The sequence below is a fragment of the Salmonirosea aquatica genome (assembly GCF_009296315.1).
Classification (GTDB): domain Bacteria; phylum Bacteroidota; class Bacteroidia; order Cytophagales; family Spirosomataceae; genus Salmonirosea; species Salmonirosea aquatica.
Map to the genome: position 1 here is coordinate 5,383,530 of NZ_WHLY01000002.1, position 13,135 is coordinate 5,396,664.

General features: G+C 54.1%; 10 protein-coding genes. 5 read left to right on the plus strand and 5 right to left on the minus strand.

All coding sequences use genetic code 11. The features are described from left to right. Window positions 1–21: 21 nt before the first annotated feature. The gene (locus GBK04_RS23190) at window positions 22–663 is read right to left on the minus strand and encodes a hypothetical protein (RefSeq protein ID WP_152763844.1); all 642 of its coding nucleotides are present in this window, start codon (window positions 661–663) and stop codon (window positions 22–24) included. A gap of 32 nt (window positions 664–695) precedes the next feature. After that, complete coding sequence (locus GBK04_RS23195; RefSeq protein WP_152763845.1) at window positions 696–1,907, minus strand: THUMP-like domain-containing protein; 1,212 nt, start codon at window positions 1,905–1,907, stop codon at window positions 696–698. 59 nt (window positions 1,908–1,966) lie between these two features. Between GBK04_RS23195 and GBK04_RS23200 the strand changes: the two genes are divergently transcribed. Beyond that, on the plus strand, window positions 1,967–2,230 hold the full coding sequence (locus GBK04_RS23200) for a DUF4212 domain-containing protein (RefSeq protein ID WP_152763847.1): 264 nt from the start codon (window positions 1,967–1,969) through the stop codon (window positions 2,228–2,230). Window positions 2,231–2,383: 153 nt separating this feature from the next. Continuing rightward, a complete protein-coding gene (locus GBK04_RS23205; RefSeq protein WP_373331256.1) occupies window positions 2,384–4,081 on the plus strand; it encodes a sodium:solute symporter family protein in 1,698 nt (565 codons plus the stop codon). A 36-nt stretch (window positions 4,082–4,117) separates the two neighbouring features. Here GBK04_RS23205 and GBK04_RS23210 read toward each other — a convergent pair whose 3' ends face one another. From GBK04_RS23210 to GBK04_RS23220, 3 genes are all read right to left on the minus strand, one after another. After that, window positions 4,118–4,774 (minus strand): hypothetical protein, encoded by a 657-nt coding sequence (locus tag GBK04_RS23210; RefSeq protein ID WP_152763849.1) that lies wholly within the window; start codon window positions 4,772–4,774, stop codon window positions 4,118–4,120. 90 nt (window positions 4,775–4,864) lie between these two features. Beyond that, complete coding sequence (locus tag GBK04_RS23215) at window positions 4,865–5,356, minus strand: DUF6169 family protein (RefSeq protein WP_152763851.1); 492 nt, start codon at window positions 5,354–5,356, stop codon at window positions 4,865–4,867. After that, a complete protein-coding gene (locus GBK04_RS23220) occupies window positions 5,337–5,528 on the minus strand; it encodes a hypothetical protein (protein WP_152763853.1) in 192 nt (63 codons plus the stop codon). Before GBK04_RS23220 ends, GBK04_RS23215 begins: the two co-directional genes overlap by 20 nt. 199 nt (window positions 5,529–5,727) lie before the next feature. Here GBK04_RS23220 and acs point away from each other — a divergent pair, with 199 nt between their 5' ends. The 3 genes from acs to GBK04_RS23235 all read left to right on the plus strand — a co-directional run bounded on the left by acs (window position 5,728) and on the right by GBK04_RS23235 (window position 12,874). Further along, entirely contained in the window at window positions 5,728–7,617 is a 1,890-nt protein-coding gene (acs, locus tag GBK04_RS23225; protein ID WP_152763855.1) for an acetate--CoA ligase, read from the plus strand. 84 nt (window positions 7,618–7,701) lie between these two features. After that, window positions 7,702–9,555, plus strand: coding sequence for a glycoside hydrolase family 2 protein (locus GBK04_RS23230; protein WP_152763857.1), 1,854 nt, complete (start codon window positions 7,702–7,704; stop codon window positions 9,553–9,555). A gap of 304 nt (window positions 9,556–9,859) precedes the next feature. After that, window positions 9,860–12,874 (plus strand): WD40/YVTN/BNR-like repeat-containing protein, encoded by a 3,015-nt coding sequence (locus GBK04_RS23235; protein ID WP_152763859.1) that lies wholly within the window; start codon window positions 9,860–9,862, stop codon window positions 12,872–12,874. Window positions 12,875–13,135: the final 261 nt, after the last annotated feature.

The window sequence follows — 13,135 nt, forward strand, 5'->3', positions numbered from 1 at the left end:
CGAATAGCCGTGGGATACTCCCTACATCTTAGGCAGGCGGCTCTTGGCGGCTTCAAGATCCTTCTGCTTATTCTGCAGGTCGATGACCGAGCCCGCCAGGTCTTTCTTGTTGGTTTCCTGCTCGACCATCAGCTCCTCCAGCCGCTTCTGCAGGCGCTCGATCTCTTTCACGATGCGCTCATTGTCGCGTGTCAGGGTTTTATGGTTTTTGTCTGCTTCGGCGTAGAACTCTTCCGCCTGACGTACCTCGTCGCGGGCCACGGCGTAGGACGAAAAGTTTTTCAGGAAATCCTCGGTGGCCCGGTAGGTACTGTCCGTGAAGTTGGCGACGAAGCGATCGCCCACCTTTACCGCCAGAAAAACGTGACTGATGTTTTTGGACGACGAAACCTGGCTCAGCATCTCAACGGGTTCCTTGGATATGGCCGGGACATTGGCCCGATCCACCGTAACCACGCCCCGGCGGCTGTAGGTTTTGCCAAAGGTTTTGAGGTAATCTTCCCAATAATTACCCAGGAATCGCTCCGGGATGTTGGAGTTGAGATTAAGGCCAAAGTAATCTTTACCGTTGAGGGATTCTTTACCGGGAAAAACACTTTGGGCGAAGATCGGGCTAGTTAGCAAACTGCTCAGCAGAAGGAGAAGGTAGATTGTTTTTTTCATACAAACCTGTTAAGAAAATATAGATGAGGTTTCTAAAGATACACTTTTCTGGTTACAATGACAACTTTGCGCGTATCGGACAGTTCAGCCGCAAACAAATAGACGTCGCCTCCCTCCTTGAGACGCCACTTTTTCCGTAGGTCATCGATTTTGCCGGGAAAATTTCGCAGCGTTAGGTTGGCTTTTCCTTGTGGCACGAAAGCCGCGAGTTCCCGGGCGTTGGGCTTGCAAACGGCCACTACTTCAAAACCCCGGCCCGGAAAGTCCGGAATCCAGCGGGTACTCGTGTATAAATGCGTATGCGGAGCCAGCTTGGTCAGCCCGTACTGGGTGGCGATGGTTTTGAAGGCGCCCGCTTTCAACAGGGCCGCGTGAGGTTCGTACAGGTAGGTCTCGGGCTCACCAAACTGTGCGGTGACCGCGGCTTCCTGCCCGCGGGTAAAATCAAAAAGCGCCAGAGGGGTACCTTCAGCGTTCAACAGCCGTACCCGAATCGGAACCTCTTGGCCCCTAGGGTACCCTCTTTCCAAAGTATAAAGTACCTCCTTGCATTCTCCTTCCAGCCCGATGACGTGCACCTCACGCACCGATTGGAGTTGGGCGATAGCCAAATCGATATCCAGTAACGGGGCGGTTTTAATGAGGATGTTGGGCGAAGCGCGAAAAAGTACTGGCAGAACCTGCGTCAGGTCGGGCGTGCAGTCGGCTAGTTGGGCTACCTTCCGTTGGCGCTCATCGCGCCGGGCGGGGTCGGCGTAGATCCAGTCGGCCGTTTCCGGCTGCCGATCCAGGGTAGCGATGGCTTCCTCGCCGCGCACTTCGATCCGGTTACTCACGCCCAGCTGGGCAAAGTTGTACGCCGCTGCCTGGGCAACGGTTTCCAGCTGGTCGAAGTAGGTGGTTTGCTCGAAATGCGCACTCATGTAAAAACAGTCCACGCCCATGCCGCCCGTGATATCGATCAGCTTCCGGCCGGACACCAGGCTCGCTTTGAACCGGGCGGTAGCTTCCGAAGACCCCTGTTCGACGGATAGGGGCGGCGGAAACAGCAGCCGATCGTTGGCGTACCAGGAAGGTAGCTTGTGGCGGGCTTTCTGACGCGCAGTTATTTGCCCGGCCAGTTTTCCCAAATCCAGATCGGCCGGGTTGTGCTTTTGCAGCAGCAGTTTCGGCACATCATCGTGGAGGTGTTCCCGGATAAAGGCCCGCTCGCCGTCGGTTAATTCAGGAATTGAAGCGTTCATGGGGTAAAAGTACGGGTTTACGGTCTTTGGCTAGGAAAATCCATCATTTCATTCGCTTTATGAAAAAATACGAGGGTACCTCCGCCCAGCGCTATTGGAAAGAAAACCTGAAATATCTGACCATCCTGCTTGCCATCTGGTTTCTGGTTTCGTACGGTGCGGGCATTCTCTTTGCCGATGCGCTGAACAATTTCCGTCTGGGCGGCTTCAAGCTGGGGTTCTGGTTTGCGCAGCAGGGTTCCATTTACGTATTCGTCATCCTGATCTTCGTCTACATCCGTCTGATGAATAAGCTGGATAAAAAGTACGGCTATGATGAATGAGTTCCAAAGGCACAAAGGGGCAAAGCCACAAAGTGAAAGTACCTGTCTTATAAATTCAAGCTTTTGTAAATCAGCAGATTGCAAATAAAATTTTATTACAGCTTTCCAATTTTCACTATCAACTCTCCACTATCAACTTTCAACTAACTTAGCGTGGACGTAAAAATCTGGACCTATATCATTGTGGGCCTCACCTTCGCCCTGTACATTGGCATCGCTTTCTGGTCGCGGGCGGGCTCTACCAAAGAATTCTACGTCGCAGGCGGAGGCGTGTCGCCCCTGGCCAACGGCATGGCTACCGCCGCCGACTGGATGTCGGCGGCCTCGTTTATTTCCATGGCGGGCCTTATTTCGTTCATGGGCTATGACGGTACGGTGTACCTCATGGGCTGGACGGGCGGCTATGTACTGCTGGCTTTATTACTAGCCCCCTACCTGCGCAAATTCGGTAAATTTACCGTGCCCGACTTCATCGGCGACCGCTACTATTCCAATTCGGCCCGGTCGGTGGCGGTGGTATGCGCGTTGCTGGTGTCGTTCACCTACGTGGCTGGACAAATGCGTGGGGTAGGGGTGGTATTCTCCCGTTTTCTGGAAGTGGATATCAATACGGGTGTCATTATCGGAATGGTGATCGTGCTGATTTACGCTGTGATGGGCGGCATGAAGGGCATCACCTATACACAAGTCGCACAGTACTGCGTGCTTATTTTTGCCTTCATGGTACCCGCCATTTATATCTCCATCATCATGACGGGGGTACCTATCCCGCAACTGGGCATGGGCAGCACCCTGGCCGATGGCTCGGGCGTGTACCTGCTCGATAAACTCGACGGGCTATCCCGCGAGCTGGGCTTTGCCGAATACACGCAGGGTACCAAGAAAATGCAGGATGTGTTTGCTATAACCCTGGCCCTGATGGTAGGTACCGCCGGACTTCCGCACGTAATTGTCCGGTTTTTTACGGTAAAGCGGGTGAAGGACGCCCGTATGTCGGCCGGACTGGCGCTGGTGTTTATTGCCATTCTGTACACCACGGCCCCGGCGATTTCGGTTTTTGCCCGTACCAATCTGATCGAAACCGTCAGCAATCGTGACTACGCTACGGTACCCAAATGGTTCAAAAACTGGGAGAAAACCGGCCTGCTGGCTTTCACCGACAAAAACAACGATGGCAAAATCCAGTATGTAGCCGATAAGGAGGCTAACGAACTGACGATCGATAACGACATCATGGTGTTGGCGAATCCCGAGATTGCCAACCTACCCAACTGGGTCATTGCCCTGGTAGCGGCGGGTGGGCTGGCGGCGGCTTTATCCACTGCAGCCGGCCTACTGCTGGTCATTTCGTCCTCAGTGTCGCACGATTTATTGAAAAAGATGATTTTCCCCGACATTTCCGAAAAAGGCGAATTGATCGCTGCCCGGGTGTCGGCCACGGTGGCGGTGTGCATTGCGGGGTACTTTGGTATCAATCCGCCCGGTTTTGTGGCGGCGGTAGTGGCGCTGGCCTTTGGGCTGGCGGCAGCCTCGTTTTTTCCCGCCATTATTTTGGGGATTTTCTATAAGCGCATGAACAAGGAGGGAGCCGTAGCGGGGATGGTGGTAGGTACCGTGCTGATGCTGTACTACATGGTAAAGTACAAGATGGGCTGGCTCGATGCTACCCCGCCGCCGGCGAGCGAGTGGTGGTTCGGCATATCGCCCGAGGGCTTCGGGTCGGTAGCGATGTTGGTCAATTTTGTGGTATCGCTCACCATCAGTGCGTTTACGCCGGCACCGCCGGAGGATGTGCAGCAGATTGTGGAGGATATCCGGCTGCCGAGTGGAGCGGGCGAGGCAACGCACTGAAAATTTTTATGATTTGAATATTTTGACCCTGGAGGCTCAAAAACTAAACTCTTTGTACTTCCACTTGAAATAGGGCATATTTTTGCTGGCTGACTTCATTATTTTTTCCATTGCCTCTGAGGAAGTACGGGTATGATATGGCGTAGCTCCTACATAGGTAGATTTTTTCTGTTCGTAAGCCCAAATCATTTCTCCGGTATTTCCATCGTACAATTCCAGAATGGAACTGACTTTTCCTGTAGCAGGTCCAGCAGTTGGTAATGTACCATTTACAGCTCCAAGGATTGTCCCTATTGCTCTGGATTCGCCCGAAGAAAATTTGTGGCGAGATGAGTAATGGGAGGTCAAAATGGCATCTACAACCAAAATTTCACAGATTTTGCTGGGAGATAGGTCGTTCCCGTCAAAGTAGCCAGCCTCTTCAAGTAAGTCATTCGTTTCCCGAGTCTTTAAAATATCAACCGAAAGCTGATTCTTTGCTTTCCAGCTTAATAACCAACTATACAATCTTTGCTGAAAATTAATAGACTCTCGCATGGCGTTTTCCTGCGTTTCTGTATTCAAGTTCACGCTCGGAGGCACAATTGCGATGATCCTGTGACTGTCTGCTACCTGCTGAGTGACTGGGTTAGAATATTTTTTCGCACAACCACAAATTAAGACGACTAAGAAGAAAAATGATATTTTTCTCATTGACTGGGTAATAGATTTTGGTGAGAATGATTTGGTTGTTGAAAATTCAATGGTCAGGGCCGACGTGTCAATCTTGTTGATTATACATGTTCATTTGCTATTGTCCTCGGCCAATTCGAAGCAGGCTGCAATAATTTCATTCTTGTAAGGATTATCCATTCTCCCAATAACTGAATTGTAATACTGCTCCTCGGCGCTGCCTATTGTAAAGTCAAACTTGAAGTGATATTCCAATTTGTAGAAATTGAACCATTGTCCGAATTTGCGGTTACGGACGGCACCTCTGCCATCATTATCTTCACAGATATACAGCAAGACAGTTTCCTTCTGAATGAAAAAGTCTTTGACAATGGCGGCGACTGTAGATGGTATACGGGCATCGAGCGGTTTTTCCTTATCGGCATCACCTCTGGCCGGAAGCAGTACTACTTCAAATATTGAGTCTGCGAAAGGCTGCTCATCACCGAAAAGATAGCCGCTTGGCTTGAACCTGACTTCGTAGGTGATGCCGAACCGGGTTGGGAAAATGTAAGCACTGTCGCTGCCGCCGAGAAAAGCAAACTCATACGCTTTTTCCTTCATTTTCCAGCTTCCGCATAAGTTCTTGGACAATGGCTTGAATTTCCGGCTTCTCCATGTCCCGTCGGGCCTCTTCCTGCATCTCTCGTTTAGAGGCCATCAATTTCCGGCAAAAGAGAATTCCTTTACTCACCTTTTCATCGTCTTGGATGGTGTGCTTATCAGTTGTTTCCATAATTTCATTTTTTTATTCCCAAAGGTACCCCTTGATTTATTCAAAATCAATGAGATAACAGTACACGGCGGCTCCCGGTTTCGGGGGCAATCGGTGGAATCAGGCGATCTTTTCGTATATTTTCCCAATTTTTAGCCCAAAATATGAATCGGGACCCATTGAACTTTCACCCCTAATCCTACCTGCTAGTACAACAAACATGAAAACGACAACTTTTGAAGAATACCAAACCGCCTACCAGAAAAGCGTAGATGATCCCGAAGTTTTTTGGGCCGGCATTGCCGGTCACTTCCAGTGGCGCAGGCCCTGGGAGAAGGTACTGGATTGGAACTTCACCGAACCCAAAGTTGAGTGGTTCAAAGGTGCCAAGTTGAACATTACTGAGAATGCTCTGGACCGCCATCTGGCTGAGCGCGGCGACCAGCCCGCGATCATCTGGGAACCCAATGAACCCGACGACGCGGCCGTCACGATCACGTACAGCCAGCTGCATCGGCGCGTGTGTCAGTTTGCCAATGTGATGAAAAAACTGGGCGTAAAAAAAGGCGACCGCGTGTGCATCTACCTACCCATGGTACCCGAACTAGCCATCGCCGTGCTGGCCTGCGCCCGGATCGGAGCCATTCACTCGGTAGTTTTCGGCGGCTTTTCGGCCCGTTCCATCGCCGACCGTATCAACGACGCAGGCTGTACGTTGGTCATAACCTCCGACGGGGCGTTTCGAGGCCAGAAGGTGATTCCGATGAAGGAAACCGTGGACGACGCCCTCGAACGTTGCTCCACCGTCAAGAACGTAATCGTAATGACCCGTACCCGTACGCCGGTTTCGATGCTCAAAGGCCGCGATCACTGGTGGGAAGAGGAAGTGAAGTACGTGGATGCGGATTGTCCCGCCGAGGAAATGGATGCCGAGGATGTACTGTTTATCCTGTATACCTCCGGCTCCACCGGCAAGCCCAAAGGCGTAGTGCATACCTGTGGCGGCTACATGGTGTACGCTACTTACACGTTTGCGAACGTATTTCAGTACGAGCCCGGCGAAGTGCATTTCTGTACCGCCGACATCGGCTGGATCACCGGGCACAGCTACATTGTCTACGGGCCGCTTTGTTATGGGGCTACCTCGCTGATGTTTGAAGGCATACCCACCTACCCCGATGCCGGACGATTCTGGGAGATTATCGAAAAACACAAGGTCAATATTCTCTATACCGCTCCCACAGCCATTCGCTCGCTGATGAGCTTTGGCCTGGAATACGTAAAAGACCACGATCTTTCGTCGCTCACTAAGCTGGGTTCGGTGGGGGAACCCATTAACGAGGAAGCCTGGAATTGGTACAAGCATAATATCGGCCACGACAAAACACCACTGGTGGATACCTGGTGGCAAACCGAAACGGGAGGTATGATGATTACCGCCATCGCGGGCGTCACCCCCGAAAAGCCCACCTATGCCACACTTCCCCTGCCTGGGGTGCAACCCGTACTGGTGGACGAAGCCGGCCAGGAAATCAAAGGCAACGGCGTAAGTGGGAACCTGTGCATCAGATTCCCGTGGCCGGGCATGCTGCGCACCACCTGGGGCGACCACGAGCGCTGCCGCCAAACCTACTTCTCCACCTACCCCGGCATGTACTTCACGGGTGATGGCTGCCTGCGCGATGAGGACGGGATGTACCGCATTACGGGTCGGGTGGATGATGTGATCAACGTATCGGGTCACCGCATCGGTACGGCCGAAGTCGAGAATGCCATCAATATGCACCTGGGGGTAGTGGAATCGGCGGTGGTAGGGTACCCTCACGACATCAAGGGACAGGGGATTTATGCCTACATCATCACGGAAAACAAGCCCGACGATCCGGATATGATGCGCAAAGACATCGCCGCCACCGTCACCCGCGTCATTGGCCCGATCGCCCGGCCCGACAAGGTACAGTTTGTGACGGGCCTGCCCAAGACCCGCTCAGGCAAGATTATGCGCCGGATTCTGCGCAAGGTAGCCGAAGGTGAAACTTCCAACCTGGGCGATACCTCCACCTTGCTGGATCCAGCGGTGGTTGAGGAAATTAAGGAAGGGGCATTGTAAGGTTGACCAGGGAGTGAAAAGGTATCGGTATAGTTTTTTGTGCAAAATCGTCAGCATAGCCTTATACCGGTACCTGACCAACCCATGGAAAGCAAGAATCCCAACACCAGTCTCTCGGCCAGTCGCCCGGAACGGACGATCGAAGCAGAACCCATCAACGAATTACCCAGGGCCGTCCTGCGCCCCAACACCTACCTGCTTCTGGATGGTGAATGGAAGTTTGATCTCGATCCCGACGATCAGGGCTTGCACGAGCGTTGGTACGTGGGCCATGCCTACGGCGGCACCGCGCAATGGCCCGGGTCGATCGAGGAGCATATGGCAAGAGCCAATCCGCAAGCGACTCCGACGGGCTGGCGGGATAGGGTAGTAGCCTGGTACGAACGGGAATTCACCGCTCCCGAGCGGAGCGAATCACCGGCTCGTTCTATGATTCAGCTCACGTTTGGAGCCTGTGGCTACGAAACCCGCGTCTGGCTCAACGGGCACGCGCTGCGTACCATCGAGGATGAAGAAGTACACCTGGGCGAATACACTTCTTTCTCCTACGAACTGCCGGACGAGTACCTGCGCCCGCAGAACCGGCTTACCGTCAGAATCGGCGATACGATGGATGCCGAAATTCCGCGGGGCAAGCAAGAGTCGCACGTCTACAAACGCGGGGGTATCTGGTACCAGACTTACACGGGGGCGGTCCGCAGCGTGTGGCTCGAAACCGTGGAACGCAACCGCCTCCGCACTCGCATCGGCGTGGTGAGCGTGGTCGAAGACCGTTTGATGCGCTTCACCGTGACGACCCGTATTCACGATCCCGGTGATTACATTTTACGGCTCCAGGCTTTCGAATTGCACGGTACTGAGCCATTGACCACGTCGGACTACCCACTACGGCTGGAAGAAGGACAAAAGCAGCAGCGGGTAGTGTTAGACATGGACGACGCCGAACTCTGGTCGCCCGAGTCGCCGACACGCTACCTGCTGGTGGCGCAGCTCATCGACGCCGAAGGGTACGTAGCCCAGGTGGAAACCCGCTTCGGTTTGCGTAAAATCGAGGCCCGGGGACGGTACATCTACCTCAACAATAAACCCGTGTACCTCGACGGCATCCTCTATCAGCCCGGCACGGCCACCTACGAAGAAATGCAGCGGCACATGCGAGCCATGAAAGAACTGGGCTGCAATCTGGTACGGGTCCACATCGTGGGCGTGGATCCGCGTATTTACAACCTGGCCGACAAACTGGGGCTGATGCTGTGGGTGGAGGTACCCAGTCCGCACAGCTCGACTCCCCAAAGCCGCCAGAACCACCGGGCGGAGCTCCTGCGCATGGTGTCGCTGATTAGTACCCACCCCTCCGTGGTGATTTGGAGCCTCTACAACGAGGATTGGGGCGCTCAGGACATCGCCACCAATCCCGAAACCCGAGAGTACATCGTGGATATGTACCACTACATGCAGCTAGCCTACCCGCAATTTCTGGTGGTGGATAACGACGGCTGGCGTCATATTTCGTGGGAAGGCCGCCTGAAATCGGACCTGCTGACGGCCCACATTTATACCCCTGACCTCAACCGCTGGCGAGAACTCATCGACCAGTTGGAAGCGGGGAATCTGGATGGCGTGACGGCTTTTCCGCTCGTGATTGGCGATCCGTTCTTTTTTCGGCGGCAGGTACCTTTGGTTATCAGCGAATGGGGCGGCTTCGGCTTTGGCGACTACGGCGGGCCCGAAGAAGCCGCTGAACGGGCCGAGCGCATCCGGCTCTTCAAGCACGAACTTCGCCGCGACGGCATTGCCGGGGACGTTTACACGCAAGCTACCGATATTGAAGAGGAACGCAACGGACTGATCGACCCGCAAACGGGTGAACTGACCGTTCCGGCGGGACTATTGAATTCGCGGGATACCAATCAGGTTATGCCAAAAACCATATCGTAGGGTATGGCGGATGCGTGAGCCATAGAATTTCGTTGGGTTTTTTTGAGAGTAATACAGGAAACGGCCTGGGTGGGTGGGGTAGACCCGTTGTACGTGGGGTACGTTTTTCGCTTTTGTTCCGTACAGAAAAAATGATGGATAGTAAGGATTTCTCCTTGGAAAGGAAGGCTAATACTATCTGATAACTTCGTATTTTTCCTCCCGTCAATTCGTAGATCCTAGCGCGTTACTTGTGAGGGTACCTGTTGACACAGCTAAAAAAATCTAAACTGCTTCTTGTAAACCTTCCTCTCAACCTTGTCCTATGATCCAACGCTTTACCTCCTTTCTCCTCGTTCTGCTACTTCACCAGGCCGTATCGGCGCAGGGTTATGACCCTTCTTTGTTCAACTCGATGCAATGGCGTATGATCGGCCCGCACCGGGGCGGGCGTACCGTCGGAGCGGTAGGGGTACCCCAGCAGCCGAATGTATTTTATATAGGCGTCAACAACGGTGGGGTTTGGAAAACCACCGACTACGGCCGCACCTGGTTCCCCATTTTCGACGACCAGCCAACCGGGTCCATCGGCGACGTGGGCGTGGCGCCTTCCAATCCCAATGTGGTGTACGTGGCGAGTGGCGAAGGCTTGCACCGCCCCGATCTGTCGGTAGGCAACGGTATGTACAAGTCCACCGACGCGGGTAAAACCTGGACGCATCTCGGTCTGGACGATGCTCAGCAGATTGGTAACATCAGCATCGACCCTACCAACGAAAATCGGGTGTTTGCGGCCGTGCTCGGGCATCCCTACGGCGCCAACGCGACCCGCGGCGTATACCGAACTACGGATGGAGGCAAGAACTGGGAAAAGGTACTGTACAAAAATGAAGATACGGGCGCCATTCAAGTGACCATCGACCCCACCAATCCAAAGGTCGTGTACGCCGACTTGTGGCAGGCGCAGGAGGGGCCCTGGGAAAATGCCGCCTGGCAGGGGCCGGAAAGCGGGCTGTACAAATCCACCGATGGCGGCACCACCTGGCATAGGCTGGCGAAAGGGCTACCTACCTTCGAGCAAGGTGTTGGCCGTATCGGTTTCGGCATTTCGCCCTCGGCTCCCAACCGATTGTATGCTACCGTCGATGCGCCCGAGTTGGGCGGGGTGTACCGGTCGGATGATGCGGGGGAGACGTGGCGGTTGATCAACGCCGATCCCCGGCTGTGGGGCCGGGGTAGCGACTTTGCCGAAGTGAAGGTACACCCCACCAATCCCGACATTATTTTCATTGCCGATGTCATGAGCTGGAAGTCCGTTGACGGCGGCAAAACTTTCGAGGATTTCCGGGGCGCGCCGGGTGGGGACGACTACCACCGCCTGTGGATCAACCCCGACAATCCCGACATCATTCTGCTGGCGGGCGACCAGGGCGCGATCATTACGGTCAACGGCGGCGAGACGTTCAGCTCGTGGTACAACCAGCCCACGGCGCAGTTCTACCACGTCAGTACCGACAATGCCTTTCCCTATAACGTACTGGGCGGACAGCAGGAGAGCGGCTCGGTGGGCATCGCCAGCCGGGGTAACGACGGACAGGTTACCTTCCGCGAGTGGCACCCGGTAGGTGTGGAGGAGTATGGCTACGTCGCGGCCGATCCGCTCGACCCGAATATCGTGTACGGCGGCAAAGTAACACGCTTCGACAAACGTACCGGACAGGTGCAGAACATTGCCCCCGAAGCCGTGCGTAGCGGCAAGTACCGTTTTGTTCGCACGGCTCCGGTACTTTTTTCGCCTATCGACCCTAAAACGCTCTATTTCGCCGGGAATGTTTTGTTCAGAACCCGCACCGGAGGCGATTCGTGGGAAGTCATCAGTCCCGACCTGAGCCGTGCTACTTACGACGAAATCCCGGCCAGTGTAGGGATTTACACCACCGAGGACATGAAGAAAATGCCCCGTCGGGGCGTGATTTATGCCGTGGCGCCTTCCTACGTGGACAGTAGTACCATCTGGGCGGGTACCGACGATGGCCTGATCCACGTCACGCGCGACGGCGGCAAAAGCTGGAAGAACGTGACGCCACCTACCCTCAAACCCTGGCACAAAGTATCGCAACTGGACGCCAGCCATACCGACGTCAACGTCGTGTACGCCGCCATCAACTGCATTCGGGTGGACGATCAGCGCCCGCACATCCTGCGTACCCGCGACGGCGGGGCTACCTGGCAGGAAATCGTGAAGGGCTTGCCCAACGATCCCATCAATACTGTTCGGGAAGATCCCATTCGCAAAGGAATGCTCTTCGCGGGCTCGGAAACGGCCGTTTATGTGTCATTCGACGATGGCGAGAATTGGCAAAGCCTGCGACTGAATATGCCGGCTACTTCCATCCGCGATCTGGTGATCAAAGACGACGACATCGTGGTAGGTACCCATGGGCGTAGCTTCTGGATTCTGGACGACATTACGCCCCTGCGCCAGCTTACGGCCGACGTTGCCAAAGCCCCGGTGACGCTTTTCAAGCCTCAGCTTACCTACCGCGTCCGCTGGAACATGAATACCGATACGCCTCTGCCGCAGGAAGAACCCGCCGGACAAAATCCGCCCGACGGCGCGATCATCAACTACACCTTTCAGGAAAAGGCGCAAGGCCTGGTCACGCTTGAAATCCTGACGCCCGATGGTACCCTGGTGCGGCGTTATACCTCCGAAGACCAGCCCTGGCAAATGCCCGCCGTGAATGTACCCTACTACTGGCCCCGACCCCAGCAGATTTTGTCGGGCGAGGCCGGGTCGCACCGCTTTCTGTGGGATCTGCACTATACCCCGCTCACGGGCCCGGTCTCGTTTCCCATCGCGGCCACCTACCGCAATACGGCCCCCGCACCTACCTCGCCCTGGGTGATGCCAGGTACCTACACTGTGCGGCTGACCGTAAACGGGAAAGTATACGAACAACCGTTAACCATCAAAATGGACCCGCGCGTGAAAACGCCGACCGAAAAACTCCAATTGCAGCACGACTGGTCCAAAACCATGTACGAAGGGCGGCAACAACTGACCCGCATGGCGGAGGAAGTAAAAGCTTTGCACACGAGCCTGGACAGCCGACTCGCCAAAGCCGGAAAGAAAGACAAAGCGAAGCTGGGAGGAATGCTTGAACAAGCGGCGGCGCTGGAAAAAGAGCTACCTATCTTGCAACGGAGCCTTTATAGCGTGTTTGAGGTGTTACAGGATAGTGATTTTGCGCCTACTACGCAGGGGTTGAAAGCGGCGGCTGAGACGCAGACGCTGGTAGGGGAGTGGATCAGCAGGTGGGTGAAAAGTGTAAAATAACCTCACTCTTATAAGTAGTTACGTAAAAAGAAAAATGTACCGCTTGATAAGTTTTTGATTAGGGGAAGGGCTAAGAAGTAGGGGAATTTATAGATTTATGTATGTCTATCTGTTTAGGTTGAGTAAAATTCTTCACCATATCAAAAGATAGGTAGGGAAATAGAGCCTGTGGTGACACAAGCCACGGTGTATAGCTATATATAAAAAAAACTACCGCTTGATAAGTTTTTGACTATGGATAAGTCCAGGATTTACGAAAAT

Coding starts and splice junctions, on each gene's coding strand:
- GBK04_RS23190 (WP_152763844.1), bottom strand. CDS start 663: ATGAAAAAAACAATCTACCTTCTCCTTCTGCTGAGCAGTTTGCTAACT.
- GBK04_RS23195 (WP_152763845.1), bottom strand. CDS start 1,907: ATGAACGCTTCAATTCCTGAATTAACCGACGGCGAGCGGGCCTTTATC.
- GBK04_RS23200 (WP_152763847.1), top strand. CDS start 1,967: ATGAAAAAATACGAGGGTACCTCCGCCCAGCGCTATTGGAAAGAAAAC.
- GBK04_RS23210 (WP_152763849.1), bottom strand. CDS start 4,774: ATGAGAAAAATATCATTTTTCTTCTTAGTCGTCTTAATTTGTGGTTGT.
- GBK04_RS23215 (WP_152763851.1), bottom strand. CDS start 5,356: ATGAAGGAAAAAGCGTATGAGTTTGCTTTTCTCGGCGGCAGCGACAGT.
- GBK04_RS23220 (WP_152763853.1), bottom strand. CDS start 5,528: ATGGAAACAACTGATAAGCACACCATCCAAGACGATGAAAAGGTGAGT.
- acs (WP_152763855.1), top strand. CDS start 5,728: ATGAAAACGACAACTTTTGAAGAATACCAAACCGCCTACCAGAAAAGC.
- GBK04_RS23230 (WP_152763857.1), top strand. CDS start 7,702: ATGGAAAGCAAGAATCCCAACACCAGTCTCTCGGCCAGTCGCCCGGAA.
- GBK04_RS23235 (WP_152763859.1), top strand. CDS start 9,860: ATGATCCAACGCTTTACCTCCTTTCTCCTCGTTCTGCTACTTCACCAG.